The sequence below is a fragment of the Streptomyces spororaveus genome (assembly GCF_016755875.1).
Taxonomy (GTDB): domain Bacteria; phylum Actinomycetota; class Actinomycetes; order Streptomycetales; family Streptomycetaceae; genus Streptomyces; species Streptomyces spororaveus.
In genome coordinates this window covers 2257563-2275900 of sequence record NZ_BNED01000005.1, presented here as the reverse complement: position 1 = coordinate 2275900, position 18338 = coordinate 2257563, and the positions used below count along the sequence as shown (strand labels likewise).

Here is an 18338-nt window from a genome sequence, read left to right as displayed (position 1 = left end):
GGTGATCATCGAACTCTCTTCGACGGCCACCTCGCGTGATGCCGACACCCTCGCCGCCTCCCTGACGGCGAGGTACGGGAGGGTCCATCCGGTTCTTCTCGGCGCCAACTGGCTGCTGGTGCTGCCCGGTGCGGGCGGCGCCGCGGCCGCCGAGGTCGCGGGTCTGCCCGGGGTGGACCGGGTGGTCCCGACAGCGGGACCCTTCCACCTGGCCGAGCGGGCGCTGCGTCCGGCGGGCTCGGTGGTGTCCGTCTCCGGTGTGGACATCGGCGGCCCGGGCTTCACCGTGGTGGCCGGGCCGTGCGCGGTGGAGACCGAGGAACAGCTCGCCCGTTCGGCCTCGGCGGTCGCGTCCGCCGGTGCGGCGCTGCTGCGCGGCGGCGCGTACAAGCCGCGGACGTCCCCGTACGCCTTCCAGGGCCTCGGCGAGGAGGGCCTGCGGCTGCTGGCGCGGCAGCGGGAGCGTGGCGGACTCGGCGTGGTCACGGAGGCGACCCAGCCGGCCGAGGTCCAACTCGTCGCGGAGTACGCGGACATGGTGCAGATCGGCACCCGCAACATGCAGAACTTCGCCCTCCTGAAGGAGGTGGGGCGGTGCGGCCGGCCGGTCCTGCTCAAGCGCGGTATGGCGGCCACCGTGGAGGAGTGGCTGTGCGCGGCCGAGTACGTCCTCAGCGAGGGCAACCCGGACGTGGTGCTCTGTGAGCGCGGTATCAGGGCGTACGGCCAGGAGACCCGCTTCACGCTCGATCTCAGCATCATCCCGGTGGTCAAGAAGCTCACCCACCTGCCCGTGATCGTCGACCCCAGTCACTCGACCGGTTCCCCTTTCCTGGTGGCGCCGATGACGGTGGCCGCGGCCGCCGCGGGCGCCGACGGAGTCATCGTGGACGTGCACGCGGATCCCGCGTCGGCGCGCTGCGACGGGGCGCAGGCCATCCTGCCGCAGGACTTCGAGCGCCTGATGGAGGAGCTGGCTCCGGTGGTCGAGGCCGGTGGCCGGCGCCTGACCCGGGCTCACCGCGGCCTCCAGCCGCTGGTCGCCTGACCTGCACGTTCCCAAGACCGCCGGGGCCCGAGGGCGTCGGCGGTCTTCGGGCTGCCCGCAGCCGAGCGACGGTCGAGCGTCAGTCGAGCGGCGCCTTCGATGCTGGGTGAGGGGCCGGGAACCGCTTGCGGCGGATCGGCCCGGCCGCTAACTTGGTCACTGTTCAAGTTGAACAGTGACCAATACCTATGGAGGGGTTTGTCATGAAAGAACGGGGTGCTCCTGTGACGGCCCGGGACGAGCGCACGGCCATGAGCGGCGGCGGCATCGTCGTGGTCTTCGTCGGTGTACTGCTGACGATGCTCATGGGGGCCCTCGACCAGACCGTGGTGACCACCGCCGCCTGGCCGATCGTGCGGGACCTCGACCCGGCCGGCGGCCTCGACGGCATGTCCTGGATCGTCGTCTCCTACATGCTCGCCTCGACGGCGACCCAGCCGATCTACGGCAAACTCGCCGACCTGCTGGGCGCCAAGAAGGTCTACGTCACCGCGGTCGTCCTCTTCCTCGTCGGCTCCGCGCTCTGCGGCGCGGCACAGAACATGGGCGAGCTCATCGCCTTCCGCGCCCTCCAGGGCGTCGGCGCCGGCGGCCTCTACAGCGTGGCCCTCGTGGTCATCGGCCTGATGACGACCCCTCAGCAGCGGGCGAAGTTCCAGGGTGTCGGTGGAGCGGTGATCGGACTGTCCACCGTCGTCGGCCCGCTGATCGGCGGCTACTTCACCGAGAGCCACGACATCCTCGGCATCACCACCAACTGGCGCTGGCTGTTCTACGTCAACCTGCCGCTCGGCGCCCTCGCCCTCGGTGTCGTCGTCCTGCTGCTGCGCATCCCGGTGCGCCGCACGAACCAGCAGATCGACTTCATCGGCGCGGCCCTCATCGTCGCCGCCGCCTGCTCCGTCCTGCTGGTCACCGAGTGGGGCGGGGACACGTACGCCTGGTCCTCCCCGACGATCATCACGATGTCCGTCGCGGCCGTCCTCCTGTCGGTGGCCTTCGTCCGGCGCCAGCGCCGGGCCGCCGATCCGCTGATCCCGCTGCGCCTGTTCAAGGACCGCACGGTCGCCCTCTCGATCCCGATCCTCTTCCTGGTCGGATTCGCGCTCATCGGCTCGATCGTCCACGTCTCCATGTACCTCCAGGTCGTCTACGGGTACACCCCGACCCAGGCGGGCAGCCGGATGCTGCCGATGACCGTCGGTTTCATGATCTCGGCGATCGGTTCCGGGATCATCGTGTCCAAGTTCGGCCGCTACAAGGCCTTCCCGATCCTCGGCAGCGTCTTCTCCGCGGGGGGCCTGGCGCTGCTCGGCACGATGGATCCGGACACCTCCGTCACGCTTCTGTGCACCTACATCTTCCTGATCGGCCTGGGCGTGGGCCTGCTGATGCAGCTGATGGTCCTCGTCGTGCAGAACGCGGTCCCCCGCACGGACCTGGGCGTGGCCACCACGACCTCGACCTTCTTCCGGACCCTCGGCCAGTCCTTCGGCGCGGCCCTCTTCGGCGCGATCCTCTCGGCCCGGCTGAACTCCACGACGGGCGGAGCGCACCTCGGCAACCTGGGCGCCCTGCCGGAGGCGTCCCGCCACACCTACCTGGTCCAGTACACGGACGCGGCGACGGACGTCTTCCTCATCGCCGGGGCGATCATGCTGATCGCCGCCGTACTCGGGCTGTTCCTGCGGGAGATGAACCTGGAGGAGCTGGAGGACGACCCGGCCGTGGACGAGGGGCAGGCCGGCGGGCAGCCGGCCGGGCCCGCGGCCGCACCGGACGCCGGCTCTCTCCCCGCCTCCGCTGAGCTGCCCGCCCAGACCGGCCGGCCGGCCGTCGGCACCGGCCCCGATTCCCGCTGAGACCCCCCTTCCCCGTCCCGCGCAGCACCGATCCACCGGCCGCGGCCGCCCCGGAGTCGCCTCAAGTGCGGCTCCAGGGCGGCCGGACCCGTTCCCTGGAGCATCGGCGGCAATGTGACCCCTGTGGAGATGGACGGAGTTTCGCGTGCGTGTACTTTTCACCACCTGGTCGTCGCCCTCGCACCTGTACCCCCTGGTACCGATGGCGTGGGCCTGCCGCGCCGCAGGCCATGAGGTCCGGTTCGCGGGGATGCCGTCGGCGGTACCCGGCATCGTCGGGGCGGGGCTCACGGCGACGGCCGTCGGCTCCGACGAGGAGCTGACCGGCATGTCCGCGAGCGGGAAGCTCGCCGCCTGGCACAAGCAGGAGCAGTGGCCGGCCGACTGGCCCGAACACCCGGACCGGCTGTCCCCGGCACAGGTCGAGCTGCTGGCCGCGCTCGGCCGCAAGCAGTGCGTCATCGCCGAGCGCATGGTCGACGACCTGGTCGCCGTCGTCGAGCGGTGGAGGCCCGACCTGATCGTGTCGGACGTGTCGACCTTCGCCGGAGCCGTGGCCGGAGCCGTCGCCGGCATCCCCGTCGTGGCACAGCTGTGGGGCAGCCCCGGCGTCCTGCGCTACGAGAACCGCGCGCTCGGCGAGGAACCGCTGCCCGAGTACGCGGCGCTGTTCGCCCGCTTCGGCCTCGACGCCCCCGTCGACCCCGCGGCCCTGCTCGACCCCTGCCCGCCGAGCATGAACCTCGGCTCCGCCCTGCCGCGGCTGCCCATGCGCTTCGTTCCGTACAACAGCGCCGGAGAGGTGCCCTCCTGGGCCGACGATCCGGCCGTCCGCCCCCGCGTGTGCGTCACCTGGGGCGTCACCGCCGCCAAGGTGCTGGGCGCCGCGGGGCTGGAGCCGCTGCGCCGCATCGTGACCGCCGTGGCCGGGCTCGGTGCCGAACCGGTGGTCGCCGTGACCGCCGCGCAGCGCGAGCTGCTGCCGGCGCTGCCGGACGGAACCCGGGTCGTCGAGTCCATGCCCCTGCAGCTGCTGTTGCCGCACTGCGACGCGATCGTCCACCAGGGCGGAGCCGGCACGGCCCTGACCGCGGCGGCGTACGGGGTGCCGCAGCTCGTGGTCCCGCAGCGCCCGGCCCCCATGCTGCTCGCCGACCGGCTGGCGGCCACCGGCGCGGGCCGCACCCTGCCCCACCACGTGGTGGCCGGGGACGAGCACGCCGACAAGCTCGTGGCCGACGCGCTGGACGCACTGCTCACGGACCCCGCGCACCGGGACGCCGCCGTACGGCTCGCCGAGGAGAACGCCGCACAGCCGTCGCCGGCCGAACTGGTTCCGGCGCTCGCCGCGCTGGCCGCCCGCTGAACCCGGCCGCACCTCACGCACGCGCGTACCCGCCGGGCCCCCGTACGACCGTTTCGACACCGAGCTTCACGAGAGGGATGACGAGATGCCAGTTCAGCAGATTCACGTGGCGGGAACAGGGGTGTACCTCCCCGACCGCGTCATGACTGCGGAGGAGGCCGTCCGGCTGGGCCGCTACACCGAACAGCAGCGCGCCGAGCACGAACAGATCTCCGTACGGGTCGCCGACGACATGTCCGCGCCGGACATGGCCGTGGAGGCCGGCCGCCGGGCCCTTGAGCGCTCGGGACACGAAGCCGCCGACATCGGCCTGCTCATCCACGTCAATGTCTTCCACCAGGGCCCCGACGGCTGGTCGCCGCCGCACTACATCCAGCGCCACGTCCTCGGTACGGACGTGCCCGCCCTGGAGATCCGGCAGGGCTGCAACGGCATGCTGACCGCTGTCGACATGGCCGCGGCCTACCTGCGGTCCAAGCCCTGCGAGGCCGTGCTCATCACCTCCGCGGACAACTTCTCCGCCCCGCTCGTCGACCGCTGGCAGGCCCACCCCGGCTGCGTGCTCGGCGACGGCGCGGCGGCGGTCGTGCTGTCCAAGCGCCCGGGCGTGGCCGAGCTGCTCGCCCTGGGCCAGGCCGCGCTCCCCGACCTGGAGGAGATGCGCCGCAGCGGCATCCCGCTGTTCCCGCCGGGGGCCACCGTCGGCACGGTGATGGACTTCAAGGTGCCGACCGCCCACTACCGCACGACCGGTGCCAGCCTCATGGAGGTCGGCACCCGCATCAACGACGCCCTGAGCGGCGTGCTGAAGCAGACCCTGGCCGATGCCGCACTGGAGCTCTCCGACATCACAGCCGTCACCCACATGAACATGGCGCCGCAGCGCGTCGACGAGCGGATGCTCGCCCCGCTCGGCATCGACGGGTCCAAGTCGACCACCGGCTTCGGCCGTACGGTCGGCCACCTCGGTGCGAGCGACCAGTTCGTCGGACTGGACCACCTGATGTCGGCGGGCCGCCTGTCGTCGGGAGACCACGTGCTGATGGTCGGCGTGGGCCCCGGCGTGGACCTCTCCTGCGCGATCCTGCGGATGCGGTGACGGAATGGACACGTACCCCTCCAGCGCGACGCTCGACGCGCCCTTCCTGGTGCCGAGCTGGCGCGAACGTCCCGATACCGGCCCGGCGGCGCCCGCGCCCGCGCAGGAACGCCTGCTGTTGCTGCTGCCCGAAGGGAGCCTCGCGCAGGTCGTCGCGGACCGCTGCGCCGAGACCGGGGCGCGGCTTTCGGCCGCGGTCGCCGGAGACCGGTTCCACCCCGACGACCCCGCGTCGGTGGCCGCGCTGATCGAGGAGGAGTTCGCCTCCCGGCCCCCGGACGCGGTGCTGTGCGCCTGGGCCCTGGGAGAGGGGCCGGGCGCGGAGGGCGACGCGGCCGCCGCGTACCGGACCTTCGCCCGGCTGCAGGCGCTGGGCGCCGCGCTCGCCGGCCGGCCCGCCGGGGCAGGACCGGACCGCGCGGTCCGCCTGATCATCGCGACGGACCGGGCGCACCGGGCCGTACCCGGTGACACCGCCCGGCCGTACCAGGCGGTGGCGGACGGCCCGGCGCTGGCGCTCGGCCTCGAAGCCGACCGGCTGTCCGTGCGCACGGCCGACGTCGACACCACGGAGGGCGACGGGGCGATCGCCGCCGCACTGGCCGCCGAGGTCGCGGCCCGGGGCGAAGGGGCGGTGGCCTGGCGCGCCGGCCGCCGACTGGCGCTGGAGTACGTGCCGTTCGCCCACTCGGCACCGGCGCACTCACCGTTCACGCCAGGGGGCACCTACGTGATCACCGGCGGCTTCGGGGCGATCGGCCTCGCGCTGGCCCGGCGTATCGCGGAGGTACCGGACACGTCGGTCGTCCTCATCGGCCGGAACCTTCCGGACGGCGGTGGCGCCCCCGAAGGCGCCCCCGAAGGCGCCGGGGCGGGACGGCACCGGCCCGCCGAGGAACTCGCCCGGCTGCGCGCCTCCGGCGCCAAGGTCCTCGCCTTCGCCTGCGACGTCGCGGACCGCCCCCGGCTCGCGGAGGTCATCGGCAAGGCGCGCGCGGAAACGGGCCGGATCGACGGTGTACTGCACCTCGCGGGCGTGGTGGACGACACGCGGCTCCACCTGCTCGAGCCCGGACTGGCCGGCCGGGTCATGGCCCCCAAGACCGCGGGCACCCTGGCCTTGGACGAACTCTGCCCCGACGCGCGGTTCCTGGTCCTCTTCTCCTCGGTCCAGAACCTCAGCGGCGCCTACGGCCACGGGGCGTACATCGCCGCGAACCGTTTTCTCGACTCCTACGCCGCAGCGGCCGACACGGACGCCCGCCAGGTCGTCGCGATCAACTGGACCCTGTGGGGCGAGGTGTTCGGCATGGCGGCGCCGCCCGCGGAGACCGAGGCCGCCGCGGGCGCCGTCCGTGGCTGGCTCGCGACCGCCGAGGGCATCGCCGCCCTGGAGCGCATCCTCGTCCACCGCCCGGGTCCCCAGGTCGCCGTCTGCCCCGACGGGTACGAGGCACAGCTCCACCGGGCCGGGAGCAGGGCGGCCGCGGCCCGCGAACGAGCGGCCCGCGCCTGATCCGACCGGCACCCGCCTGCCCTGCCGGCGGGTGCCTCCCCGTCCCCGTGGCGTCCACTCCCGTCCGGACCCGCCACGGCCGGCGCTACTTCGACGACGCCCCCGGGCCGGTGCGCGGGTGCGGCGCCTTCTCCGCCTCGCGTGCCAGGTACACCGACAGCCCCTCCAGCAGGATGTCCAGCCCCGCCTCGAAGCTCAGCCGACGGCTGTCGGGCGTCCAGGAGCGGGCCCAGACCGCGAGGTAGGGGTAGCGCTCGGCGTCGAAGAGGGCCTCGCGCTGGCTCTCGTCCACCTCCGCGGTGTCCAGGGACTCGCTCTGCTCCTGCAGCACGAAGCCCGTGATGTAGCTCATCACCGTGTCGTTGCCGTACGCCGCCGCGTCCAGCGGGGCGCCGGTACGGCTCAGCGCGCCCATCATCCGGTCGGCGATGGCGAGCCGGTTGGGGCCGGAGGACACCGCCCCGGCCAGCAGCCGCGCACCGTCGCGGTGCGCGAGCAGCGCGTCGCGCAGCCCCCCGGCCAGCCCCCGCGCCTCGTCGCGCCAGCTCGTGCCCGGCGCGGTGGGCAGCTCCGGCAGCCCGTCCAGGATCTTCTCCGTCAGCGCGTCGAGCAGATCCTGCTTGCTGGCGACGTGCCAGTACAGCGCCCCGGGCCGTACGTCGAGCTCCCCGGCGAGCCGTCGCGTGCTGAGGGCGTCCAGGCCGATGTCGTCGAGCAGCTTCAGGGCCATGTCGACCACTTCGGAACGCTGCAAGGGCATGTCAATCCGCCATTTCTCTCGTACGGCCCGTTCTGCTTGTCATCGTGGCACGTCATCGTAGGTGTGCGGGTCGCGGTGAACGGTGCGGGCCGACGCATCGTGACAGCCCGGTCTCAAGGGCCGCTCGAGGCCGCCGGAGCAGACTCGGCCGGCCGACCGGCAGTGGGCCGGACCGGCGACCGAGGAGGAGACCGTGCGGATCGACGACGTGTACATCGGGGGGATCGGAGCCTTTCTGCCGCCCTTCGCCGAACGACCGGCGGGAGAGGGCGGGAGCCCGCTCCCCGACGGGCTGACCGGCGCTCTGGTCGCCGGCGAGCTCCCCCCGCCGGAGATGGCCGTACGCGCGGCCCGGCAGGCGTTCGAGCGGGCCGGCGCCGATCCGTCCACCCTGGACCTGCTGTTCCACGTGTCCGTCTTCCACCAGGGACCGGACGGCTGGCTGCCGCAGTCGTACATCCAGCGCGAGCTCGGGCTCGACCCGCACGCCATGGCCGTGGAGCTGCGCCAGGGCTGCAACGGCATGTTCACCGGCCTGGAGTTGGCCATCTCCCACCTGCGCGCGGACGCGGCCCGCGGCAGCGCGCTGCTGACCGCCGCCGAGAACTTCAACTCCGCCCTGGTGGACCGCTGGACCGCGCACCCCGGTTCGTACCTCGGCGACTCGGGCAGCGCGGTCCTGCTCACCCGGCGCCCCGGCTTCGCCCGGCTCCGGTCGGTGGCGACGGTCTCGGTACCCGAGCTGGAGCAGCTGCACCGCGGCGACGAGGCCCTCTTCCCCCCGGGCGCCACTGTCGGCCGTCCGCTGGACTTCGGCCGGCGCGCCGGACAGTTCCGCGCGACGGCCGAGGCGGCGAACGTACCGGCCCTGCTGGGCAAGGCCCGCGACGAACTGCTCGCCCGGGTCCTCGACGAGTCCGGCACGGAGCTGACGGACGTGACCCGGGTGGTGTCCGTCAACACGGCCCGGGCGCACGCCAAGGAGCGCCTCATGGATCCCCTGGGGCTGCCCATGTCCCGTTCGGCCTGGGAGTTCGGCAGCCGGATGGGCCATCTCGGCGCCGGTGACCAGTTCCTGACCCTGGAGCGGATGGCTGTGGCGGGCGCGCTCGGTGCCGGGGACCGGGTGCTGATGATCGGAGTCGGCCCGGGCCTGTCCATCGGGGCTGCCGTGGTGGAGATCGTGCACAGCCCCGACTGGGCGTGAAATCCCGGTGAAAGGGGTGGGTGCCGGAGAGTCCTCTCCGGCACCCACCCCTTTCGCGTGCGGCGGCTCGGTCATCCGGACGTGGCGGCGGGCCGGGCCGCCTGCGGTGCGGAGCCCGCCTGCGGTGCGGAGCCCGTCTCCGTGTCGAGGAGCCGGGTGTCTCCCAGCTCGCTCGCGATCGCCTCGATGTCGTCGATCTCCCGCAGTTCCATCTCGCGCAGGAAGAAGGACAGGGCGAAGGCGATCAGCATGACCACCGCGGCGCACAGGAACACGGTGTCCATGGAGTCGACGTAGAGCCCGAGTCCCGTGGAACGGGCCGGTTCCGGGAGGGAGACGAGGTGCTCGGGCTCGACGCCGCCACCGCTCAGCTGTGCCACGGAGCTGTCGGCGAGCTTCGCGGCGAACCGGCCGGCCAGGACCGCGCCGAAGACGGCCGCGCCGAACGACTGGCCCATCGTGCGGAAGAAGGTGGCCGTGGTGGTGGCGGTGCCGAGGTCGGGCGAGGGCACGGAGTTCTGCACGGCCTGTACCAGGACCTGCATCAGCAGCCCCAGCCCGAGGCCGAGCAGGAACAGGCCGGTCGCCGGGAGCCCGTACGGACTGTCGGCCTTCAGGAGTCCCAGTACCGCGAGTCCGGCGGCGGCCAGCAGCGTGCCGGCCATGGGGAAGATCTTGTACCGGCCGTTGCGTGCGGAGATCACGATGCCGGAGCCGATCGAGGTGAGCACGATGCCCGCGATCATCGGCATCATCCGCAGGCCGGTGGATGTCGCGCTGTAGCCGCGTACGAGCTGGAAGTAGAGGGCGACGTACGTGATCACGCCCATCAGCGCGAAGCCGACGACGAAGAGCATGGGGGTGGCGACGGCGACGGTGCGCTCGCGGAACAGCCGCAGGGGCATCAGCGGTTCGCTCGCCCGGGTCTGCCGCCAGGCGAACAGGGCGAGGAGGACGGCGGAGGCGCCGCCGAGCGCCAGGATCACCGGGTCGGACCAGGCGTAGCGGTCCCCGCCCCAGGTGGTCATCAGCAGGAAGGCGGAGGTGCCGGCGGCGATCAGGGCGGCGCCCGGGTAGTCGATGCTGTGCTTGCGGCGCTCGACCGGCAGTTCGAGCAGGGTGATCACCATGGCGAGGCCGACGAGGCCGATGGGCAGGTTGACGTAGAAGAGCCAGCGCCACGAGGTGGCGACGCCGAACAGCGTGTGGTCGCCGGTGAGGAAGCCGCCGATCAGCGGACCGAACACGGTGGCCAGGGCGATGATCAGCCCGGCGACCCCCTGGAACTTGGCGCGTTGGCGGGCGGGGACGGCCCGGGCCATGAGGATCAGCGAGACGCTGTAGAGACCGCCGGCCCCGATGCCCTGGACCGCGCGGAAGGCGATCAGCTGCTCCATCGACGCGGCCGCGCCGCACAGGGCTGAGGCGGCCAGGAAGACCGCGGTCGCCGTGACGAAGACGCGCTTGGCGCCCCAGACGTCCGCGATCTTGCCGTAGAGGGGCTGTGTGGCGGTGGATCCCAGCATGTACGCGGTGATGAGCCAGGGCATCAGCCGGATGCCGTTCTCCGGGTCGAGCCCCTGGGCGACGGGATACGCGGCGACGGAGACGACCGTCTGGTCGAGGGCTCCCAGGAACGCGGTGAGCAGCACGCCGACCAGGGCCCATACGACCCGGGGTGACGTCTTGGCCGTGTCGGCCATGGGGTTCGGCGCCTCGGCGGCGACCGTCGGGGTGGCCATGCAGATCTCCTTGGTCCGGGACGGCACGCGGCCGCCGGGGCGGAGGGAACGACGACAGAGGGGAACAGCGACTTGAACAGTGACCAATTGGTCGATGTTCAATTACTACCGGAGGAGAGCGGACCGCGCAAGCGGATACCGGATCGGATCCCGGCGGATCCTCCGGAGACCGCAGGGTCGAGCCGCGCTCGACCTGCGGACGAGCGCCCCCGCCGAAGGTCCCGCCACGCACCCGCCGAGGCGAAGGAGAGTTGAATGACCCCGCTGACCGTGGCCCCGCCGGGGACCGCCCCCTGGCCCCCGGAGGCGGCCGACGCCTACCGGAGCGCCGGCCTCTGGCAGGGACGGCTCCTGGGCGACCTCCCCTGGCAGTGGGCCGACCGAGACCCGGACCGCACGGCCCTGGTCGACGAGCACGGCCCGATCTCCTACGCCGAACTGGCCCTGCGCACCGACGCGCTGGCCGACGGACTCGCCGCGCACGGCCTGCTGCGCGGCGACACGGTCCTGGTCCAGCTGCCCAACCGCTGGGAGCTCGTGGTCGCCGTACTGGCCTGCGCGCGGATCGGCGTCGCCCCGGTGCTGGCCCTGCCCGCGCACCGGGAACACGAGCTGTCCGAGCTGGCGCGGACCGCCCGGGCCGCCGCCGTGATCGTGCCGGGCGTCTGGCGCGAGTACGACCACGAGGCGCTCGCCCACCGGCTGGTGGACCGGAGCCCGTGGCTGCGCCGGGTGTTCGTGGCCGGCGCACCGCGCCACCCGGACAGCGTGCCGCTGAGCGACCTCGCGAGGCCGGGCCCGGCGCCCGCCGAACGGCGCCGCCGGCTGGACGGGTCGGCCCCCGATCCGGCGGACGTGGCCCTGTTCCTGCTCTCCGGGGGAACCACCGGCACCCCCAAGCTCATAGGCCGCACCCATGACGACTACCTGTGCAACGCCCGGCTCAGCGCCGAGGCGTGCGGGTTCGGCCCGGACACCGTGTACCTGGCCGTGCTCCCCGTCGGGCACAACTTCCCCCTCGCCTGCCCCGGCGTCCTGGGCACGCTGCACGCGGGCGGGCGCGTGGTACTCGCCCGGTCGGCGGAGCCCCGCGCCGCGTTCCGGTGGATACGCGAGCAGGGCGTCACCGTGACGGCAGCGGTTCCGGCCGTCGCCCAGCGGTGGATGGCGGCGATCGAGCGGGGCGAGGCGGACCGCGCCGACCTGGCCACGCTGCGCACCGTTCAGGTCGGCGGCGCGCCGCTCGGTCCGGAACTGGCCCGGCGGATCGGCCCCGGCCTCGACTGCCGCCTCCAGCAGGTCTTCGGCATGGCGGAGGGACTGCTCTGCTACACCCGGGACGACGACCCCGACGAGCTGGTCGTGACCACCCAGGGGCGGCCGCTCAGTGCCTGGGACGAGGTGCGGGTGGTCGGGGCGGACGGCGCGGCGGTGCCGGACGGCAGGGCCGGCGAGCTGTGGGTGCGCGGTCCGTACACGATCCGCGGCTACCACCGCGCACCCGAGCACAACCGGCGGGCCTTCACGCCGGAGGGCTGGTACCGCACGGGCGACGTCGTCTCCCGGCTCCCCTCGGGACACCTGGTGGTCCAGGGCCGGATCAAGGATCTGATCAACCGCGGCGGGGAGAAGGTCAACGCCAAGGAGGTGGAGAACCTGGTGGACAGCCTGCCCCAGGTCCACCAGGCCGCGGTGATCGGCGTACCGGACCCGGAACTCGGGGAGCGGGTGTGCCTGTGCGTGAGCCTGAACCCGGGCGCGGCACTCACCCTGGGCGAGATCCGCACCCTGTTCCGCGACCGCCGGGTGGCCCGCTACAAGACGCCCGAACGGCTGGAGCTCTTCCCGGCGCTGCCCCTGACCCCCGTGGGCAAGACCGACAAGAAGGCGCTGCGGGAGCAGGTGGCCGTCCGGGACGGGCAGCCGGCTTCCAGCGGGACTTGAGGCGGTGCGTGCACGCTCGGGCCGATTCCGGCATCCGGTCGAAGGAGGGGCGCGGTGGCGCAGAAGGACCCGTGGGACGGGCCGGGGCCACGCCCCTCGGAGCGGCCGGTGGTCGTGGTGCTCGGCGCCACCGGATTCGTGGGACGGCATCTCCACGCGGCGTTCTCCGCCGCCGGAGCGCGGGTGCTCCAGGTGTCCCGCCGCACCCCCGCCCCGAGCGCTCCCGGCCCCGGAGGCCCGGGCGACTGCGGACCCACCGATGCCGCGTTCCTCGCCCTCGACCTCCTCGCGGCGCCGCAGGCCGAGCTCACCCGGCTCTTCGCCGGAGCGGACGCCGTGGTCAACGCCGTGGGGGCGGTCTGGGGCGTGACCGAGGAACGCATGGGCGAGCTGAACGCCGAACTGCCCCGGCACATCCTCCGGGCCCTGCGGCCCCTGGCCCGCCGGCCCAGACTCGTACACCTCGGATCCGTCCACGAGTACGGGCCCGTCCCGCCGGGGGAGTGGATCACGGAGGACGTGCGGACGGCGCCGGTCAGTCCGTACGGACGGACGAAGCTGCTCGGCACCCAGGCCGTCCTGGAGGCCGCCAGGGCGGGCGAGGCGGACGCGGTGGTGCTGCGCGTGGCGAACGTCTCCGGCCCCGGCGCCCCACCGGAAAGCCTGCTCGGCGGCGTCGCCCACCACTTGGCACGGGCCGCCCGCACCGCCGGCGCCCCTCCCGCGCTGCGGCTGGCTCCGCTCCGCGCCCGTCGCGACTTCGTCGACGTGCGTGACGTGGCGGACGCCGTGGTCGCCGCCGCCGGTGCGCCCGGCGTCTCCGGCCAGGTCATCAACATCGGCAGCGGGCAGGCCGTCGGCGTACGGGAGCTGGTGGACCGGCTCGTCGAACTCAGCGGCCTCGCCGTCCCGGTGGCCGAGGAGGGCCCCCTCACCGGCGGCCGCGGCGACCTCACGTGGCAGCGGGCCGACGTCACCCGGGCCCGGGAGCTGCTCGGCTGGCGCCCCTCCCGCCCGCTCGACGGCTCCCTGTCGGCCCTGCTCAAGGAGACGGGCGCCCCGGTGGCCGCGACCGTGGCGCCGGGCCCGGCCGTCCCGACGGGACCGCCGGCCGCCGCGCTCCCTGCCCCAGGTGCCGTCGAGTTCACCTCAAGCGGCCCACGCAAGCCTCGGCACACACACGGCAGCCGCGCCGCGCGGCTCTCCACGAGAAGGGACGGTGGGATGAGCGAACACAAGGCGCTTGTTCTCGACGAGGTCCGGAAGTACCACCAGGACATGGAGGACGGGCGGGGGTTCGTCCCGGGGAGCACCGAGATCTGGCCGTCCGGCGCCGTTCTCGACGAGGAGGACCGGGTCGCCCTGGTCGAGGCCGCACTGGAGATGCGGATCGCGGCCGGCCGCAGCTCGCGGAAGTTCGAGTCGGCCTTCGCCCGCCGGATGAAGCACCGCAAGGCGCACCTCACCAACTCCGGTTCGTCCGCGAACCTCCTCGCCGTCTCCGCGCTCACCTCGCACCTGCTGCAGGACCGCAGGCTGCGCCCCGGCGACGAGGTGATCACCGTCGCCGCCGGCTTCCCGACCACGGTCAACCCCATCCTGCAGAACGGGCTCATCCCCGTCTTCGTCGACGTGGAGCTGAAGACCTACAACACGACGGCCGCCAGGGTGGAGGCCGCGATCGGCCCCAAGACCCGCGCCATCATCATCGCGCACGCCCTCGGCAACCCCTTCGAGGTCGCCGAGATCGCCCAGCTCGCCTCCGACCACGACCTGTTCCTCATCGAGGACAACTGCGATGCGGTCGGTGCCACCTACGACGGGAAGCTGACCGGCACCTTCGGCGACTTCGCCACCGTCAGTTTCTACCCGGCGCACCACCTCACCATGGGCGAGGGCGGTGTGGTCCTCACCTCGAACCTGGCGCTGGCCCGCATCGTCGAGTCGCTGCGCGACTGGGGCCGCGACTGCTGGTGCGAGCCGGGCGAGAGCAACAAGTGCCTCAAGCGGTTCGACTACCAGATGGGCACGCTGCCGGCGGGCTACGACCACAAGTACATCTTCTCGCACGTGGGATACAACCTGAAGGCCACCGACCTCCAGGCGGCCCTCGGGCTCAGCCAGCTCACCAAGCTCGACTCGTTCATCGACGCCCGCCGGCACAACTGGCGCCGCATGCGCGAGGGCCTAGAGGGCGTACCGCACCTCATCCTGCCCGAGGCGACCCCGGGGAGCGATCCGAGCTGGTTCGGCTTCGTGCTCACCGTGGACCCCGGGGCGCCCTTCACCCGGGCCGCCCTCGTGGACTTCCTGGAGGGCCGCAAGATCGGCACGCGCCGGCTGTTCGCCGGGAACCTGACCCGGCACCCCGCGTACATCGACCAGCCGCACCGCGTCGTCGGCGACCTCACGAACAGCGACGTCGTCACCGAGCAGACCTTCTGGGTCGGCGTCTACCCGGGCCTGACGGACGAGATGATCGACTACGTCGTCGAGAGCGTACGGGAGTTCGTGGAGGCCCACTCGTGAGCGGCGGGCCCGGCCCCGGCGCACCGGCGTCCGTCCGGCCGGCCCCCGACCCGCACGGCCTCCGGGGGAAGGCGGTCCTCGTCACCGGTGCCACCGGCGGCATCGGCGCGGCCATCGCCCGGCGGTTCTCCGCCGAAGGCGCCCGCGTCGCCGTCGCCTTCCGCTCCGACCGGGAGGCCGCCGAGAAGCTCGCCGCCGAACTCGGCGCGGCCGAGGACAGGGCCCTCGCCGTGCGCTACGCCCTCGACGAACCCGGATCGCCGGCCCGGGCCGTCGCCGAGGTAGAGGCCCGCTGGGGCGCGGTGGACGTCCTCGTGGCCAACGCGGTGCGGTGGGGCGTGCGCCGGGCACCGGGCAGCCGTTTCGAGGACGTTCCCGAGGACGACTGGCTGCCCGTCGTGGAGGCGAACCTCGCCCCCGTGATCCGCACCGTGCAGCACTCCGTACGGAGCATGCGCCGGCGCGGCTGGGGACGGATCGTCCTGATCTCCTCGCACAACGCGCTCGGCGGCAACCCGGGCCAGGAGTTCTACGGCTCGGCCAAGGCGGGCCTGCACGGGCTCGCCCGCAGCCTGATGTGGGACGTGGGCCAGGACGGAATCCTGGTGAACGTGGTCTGTCCCGGCCTGACCACCACCGAACGCGTCAACTCCGGGCTGCCCGAGGCCGTGCGGGCGCGGGAGACGGCCGCCACCCCCACGGGCCGCCTGAGCGATCCCGACGACGTGGCCCGCGCGGTGCTGTTCCTGGGCTCCGCGGCCAACGGCAACATCACCGGCGAATCCCTGACCGTGACCGGCGGCCGCTGATCACGGCAACCCCACGACTGGAGGCACCGCATGACCACGCTCACCGCCCCTCCCGAGCTCCTGCCGCTCATGACCGACCTCCCCGCCCCGCCCGGACTCAAGCCGCGCACCGACCCGGACCTGGCGGTGCGGCTCGCCCGGTCGGCCGCGGCCCGCTCGGGCGCGCACCTGGCGACCGGCGACTTCGCGGGCTGGCTCGACGGGCGGCGCGAGGCCCACTCCTTCCGCATCGAGCGGGTCGCCCTGGACCGGCTCGACGGCTGGTCCTTCGACCCCCTCACCGGCAACCTGGGCCACCGCAGCGGCCGCTTCTTCACCGTCGAGGGGCTGCACGTCACCACGGACGACCACGCCCGGCGGGAAGAGTGGTACCAGCCGATCATCAAGCAGCCCGAGGTGGGCATCCTCGGCATCCTGGTGAAGGAGTTCGACGGGGTCCTGCACTGCCTGATGCAGGCCAAGATGGAACCCGGAAACCCGAACCTGCTCCAGCTGTCACCCACCGTCCAGGCCACCCGCAGCAACTACACCAAGGTCCACCAGGGTGCCGACGTGAAGTACCTGGAGTACTTCACCGACCTGGGCCGCAGCAGGGTCGTCGCGGACGTGCTCCAGTCCGAGCACGGCTCGTGGTTCTACCACAAGAGCAACCGCAACATGATCGTCGAGGCGGTGGACGAGGTGCCCGAGCACCCCGACTTCGTCTGGCTCACCCTCGGTCAGATCGGCGAGCTCCTGCTGCGGGACAACGTCGTCAACATGGACTCGCGCACCGTGCTGGCGTGCGTACCCGTCGAGAGCGGAGCCGCCGGGACCGGGGGACTGCACACCGACACGGAGGTGCGCTCCTGGTTCACCGCGGAACGCTCCCGGCACGACGTGGTCGCCGAGCGGGTCCCCCTCGCATCACTGCCCGACTGGATACGCGGGGAGTCGGCCGTGTCCCACCGGGAGGGCCGCTACTTCGACGTCGTCGGCCTGAAGGTGCACGCCGGCAACCGGGAAGTGACGAGCTGGAGCCAGCCGTTGTTCGAGCCGGTGGGCCGCGGCGTCACCGCCTTCCTGGCCCGCCACATCGGCGGGGTACCGCACGTACTGGTCCACGCGAGGGTCGAAGGGGGCTTCCTCGACACCGTGGAACTCGGACCGACCGTGCAGTACACCCCCGGCAACTACGCCCATCTGCACGGCGACGACCGCCCCCGGTTCCTCGACGCCGTCCTGGCCGCCGACCCCGGCCGGATCCGCTACGAGGCCGTGCACTCGGAGGAGGGCGGACGCTTCCTCAACGCCGAGGCCCGCTACATGGTCGTCGACACCGACCTGACCGAGGAGCCCCCCGGCTACCTCTGGGTCACACCGGGCCAGCTCAGCACCCTCGTCCAGCACTCCCACTACGTCAACGTCCAGGCGCGCACCCTGATCGCCTGTCTCCACGCGATCTCCCTCGATCCGGTGGGCCCCGAGCAGACGGGGGGACCCTCGCGTTGACCCCACCCGTCCGCATCGGGGTCCTCGGCTGCGCCGACATCGCCCGGCGCCGCATGCTGCCGGCGATGGCCGCACTGCCGCAGACCGTGCCGGCCGCCGTCGCCAGCCGGGACCCCGAGAAGGCCAGAGCGACCGCCGGGCCCTTCGGGGCCCGGCCCGTTTCCGGGTACGGGGAACTCCTCGCCCGGGACGACATCGACGCCGTGTACGTCCCGCTGCCCGCGGCCCTGCACGAGCACTGGACGGAGGCGGCCCTCCGCGCGGGCAAGCACGTACTCGCGGAGAAGCCGCTCACCCTCGACCCGGCCGCGACCCGCCGTCTCCTGGCCCTCGCCCGCGCCCGCGGGCTCGTGCTCATGGAGAACGTCATGTTCGTCCACCACCCCCAGCACGCGCGGGTACGCGAGCTCGTGGCGTCCGGCGCCATCGGGGAACTCCGCGCGTTCGATGCGGAGTTCTCCATCCCGTCCTTGCCCGAGCAGGACATCAGACTCCGCCCCGAGCTCGGCGGCGGCGCCCTGTGGGACGTCGGCGTGTACCCCGTACGGGCCGCGCTCCACCTGCTCGACGAGGACCCGCGGGTCGCCGGCGCGGCCCTCGTACGGGCACCCGGCGACGAGGTCGCCACCGGCGGCGCGGCCCTGCTGCGCACCGGCTCGGGGGTACTCGCCCGCCTCGCCTTCGGCATGCGGCACGCCTACCGCAACACCTACGCGCTCTGCGGCAGTGAAGGGAGGATCACCGTGGACCGGGCCTTCACGCCCCCCGCGGACCACCGGCCGGTCATCCGGCTGGAACGCGGCGGGGCACACGAGGAGTTCGTCCTCGAACCGGCGGACCAGGCGGTGGCCACCCTGCGGGCCTTCGCCCACGCCGTCCGCACGGGCCACCACATCGACACGGACGGCCCACTGCGCCAGGCGCTGCTCCTCGACGCCGTCCGCCGCCAGGCCGTCTGACGAAGG

13 protein-coding genes and 1 pseudogene are annotated in these 18338 nt (G+C 73.1%); 12 read left to right on the top strand and 2 right to left on the bottom strand.

The genetic code is table 11. The features are described 5' to 3' along the window. Position 1 precedes the first annotated feature (1 nt). From aroF to Sspor_RS12800, 5 genes are all read left to right on the top strand, one after another. Positions 2-1048, top strand: coding sequence for a 3-deoxy-7-phosphoheptulonate synthase (gene aroF, locus Sspor_RS12820; protein ID WP_202199251.1), 1047 nt, complete (start codon positions 2-4; stop codon positions 1046-1048). A 203-nt stretch (positions 1049-1251) separates the two neighbouring features. Then, a complete protein-coding gene (locus Sspor_RS12815; protein ID WP_202199250.1) occupies positions 1252-2910 on the top strand; it encodes an MDR family MFS transporter in 1659 nt (552 codons plus the stop codon). A gap of 145 nt (positions 2911-3055) precedes the next feature. Next, entirely contained in the window at positions 3056-4276 is a 1221-nt protein-coding gene (locus tag Sspor_RS12810) for a nucleotide disphospho-sugar-binding domain-containing protein (RefSeq protein ID WP_202199249.1), read from the top strand. Positions 4277-4361: 85 nt separating this feature from the next. After that, positions 4362-5375, top strand: a complete 1014-nt coding sequence (locus tag Sspor_RS12805) for a ketoacyl-ACP synthase III family protein (RefSeq protein ID WP_202199248.1) — start codon at positions 4362-4364, stop codon at positions 5373-5375. 4 nt (positions 5376-5379) lie between these two features. After that, a complete protein-coding gene (locus Sspor_RS12800; RefSeq protein WP_202199247.1) occupies positions 5380-6891 on the top strand; it encodes a KR domain-containing protein in 1512 nt (503 codons plus the stop codon). An 85-nt stretch (positions 6892-6976) separates the two neighbouring features. Here the strand turns inward: Sspor_RS12800 and Sspor_RS12795 are convergent, their stop codons facing one another. Further along, positions 6977-7651 carry a TetR/AcrR family transcriptional regulator C-terminal domain-containing protein gene (locus tag Sspor_RS12795; RefSeq protein ID WP_202199246.1) on the bottom strand — a complete coding sequence of 225 codons (675 nt, stop codon included), beginning with the start codon at positions 7649-7651 and terminating at the stop codon, positions 6977-6979. 193 nt (positions 7652-7844) lie between these two features. Here Sspor_RS12795 and Sspor_RS12790 point away from each other — a divergent pair, with 193 nt between their 5' ends. After that, positions 7845-8858, top strand: a complete 1014-nt coding sequence (locus tag Sspor_RS12790; RefSeq protein ID WP_202199245.1) for a ketoacyl-ACP synthase III family protein — start codon at positions 7845-7847, stop codon at positions 8856-8858. Positions 8859-8929: 71 nt separating this feature from the next. Here Sspor_RS12790 and Sspor_RS12785 read toward each other — a convergent pair whose 3' ends face one another. Continuing rightward, positions 8930-10600, bottom strand: a complete 1671-nt coding sequence (locus Sspor_RS12785; RefSeq protein ID WP_202199244.1) for an MFS transporter — start codon at positions 10598-10600, stop codon at positions 8930-8932. Between the two features lie 255 nt (positions 10601-10855). Here Sspor_RS12785 and Sspor_RS12780 point away from each other — a divergent pair, with 255 nt between their 5' ends. The 6 genes and pseudogenes from Sspor_RS12780 (at position 10856) to Sspor_RS12755 (ending at position 18332) form a co-directional block, all read left to right on the top strand. Next, positions 10856-12544: a (2,3-dihydroxybenzoyl)adenylate synthase gene (locus Sspor_RS12780; protein WP_202199243.1), complete on the top strand. Its 1689-nt coding sequence runs from the start codon at positions 10856-10858 to the stop codon at positions 12542-12544. Positions 12545-12598: 54 nt separating this feature from the next. Beyond that, a pseudogene (locus Sspor_RS12775) lies at positions 12599-13549 on the top strand (NAD-dependent epimerase/dehydratase family protein); the annotation flags it as partial. Between the two features lie 219 nt (positions 13550-13768). Continuing rightward, positions 13769-15073 carry a lipopolysaccharide biosynthesis protein RfbH gene (gene rfbH / locus Sspor_RS12770; RefSeq protein WP_202203634.1) on the top strand — a complete coding sequence of 435 codons (1305 nt, stop codon included), beginning with the start codon at positions 13769-13771 and terminating at the stop codon, positions 15071-15073. Then, complete coding sequence (locus Sspor_RS12765) at positions 15070-15882, top strand: SDR family NAD(P)-dependent oxidoreductase (protein WP_202199242.1); 813 nt, start codon at positions 15070-15072, stop codon at positions 15880-15882. The genes rfbH and Sspor_RS12765 overlap by 4 nt, the downstream gene beginning before the upstream one ends. A 30-nt stretch (positions 15883-15912) precedes the next feature. Then, entirely contained in the window at positions 15913-17373 is a 1461-nt protein-coding gene (locus Sspor_RS12760; protein WP_202199241.1) for an NDP-hexose 2,3-dehydratase family protein, read from the top strand. After that, a complete protein-coding gene (locus Sspor_RS12755; protein ID WP_202199240.1) occupies positions 17370-18332 on the top strand; it encodes a Gfo/Idh/MocA family protein in 963 nt (320 codons plus the stop codon). Before Sspor_RS12760 ends, Sspor_RS12755 begins: the two co-directional genes overlap by 4 nt. The last annotated feature ends 6 nt before the right edge of the window (positions 18333-18338 follow it).

What these genes read in the sequence shown, in the direction of transcription:
- Sspor_RS12780 (WP_202199243.1), top strand. Translation starts at nt 10,856, where the DNA reads ATGACCCCGCTGACCGTGGCCCCGCCGGGGACCGCCCCCTGGCCCCCG.
- Sspor_RS12800 (WP_202199247.1), top strand. Translation starts at nt 5,380, where the DNA reads ATGGACACGTACCCCTCCAGCGCGACGCTCGACGCGCCCTTCCTGGTG.
- Sspor_RS12795 (WP_202199246.1), bottom strand. Translation starts at nt 7,651, where the DNA reads ATGCCCTTGCAGCGTTCCGAAGTGGTCGACATGGCCCTGAAGCTGCTC.
- Sspor_RS12785 (WP_202199244.1), bottom strand. Translation starts at nt 10,600, where the DNA reads ATGGCCACCCCGACGGTCGCCGCCGAGGCGCCGAACCCCATGGCCGAC.
- Sspor_RS12805 (WP_202199248.1), top strand. Translation starts at nt 4,362, where the DNA reads ATGCCAGTTCAGCAGATTCACGTGGCGGGAACAGGGGTGTACCTCCCC.
- Sspor_RS12815 (WP_202199250.1), top strand. Translation starts at nt 1,252, where the DNA reads ATGAAAGAACGGGGTGCTCCTGTGACGGCCCGGGACGAGCGCACGGCC.
- Sspor_RS12760 (WP_202199241.1), top strand. Translation starts at nt 15,913, where the DNA reads ATGACCACGCTCACCGCCCCTCCCGAGCTCCTGCCGCTCATGACCGAC.
- rfbH (WP_202203634.1), top strand. Translation starts at nt 13,769, where the DNA reads ATGAGCGAACACAAGGCGCTTGTTCTCGACGAGGTCCGGAAGTACCAC.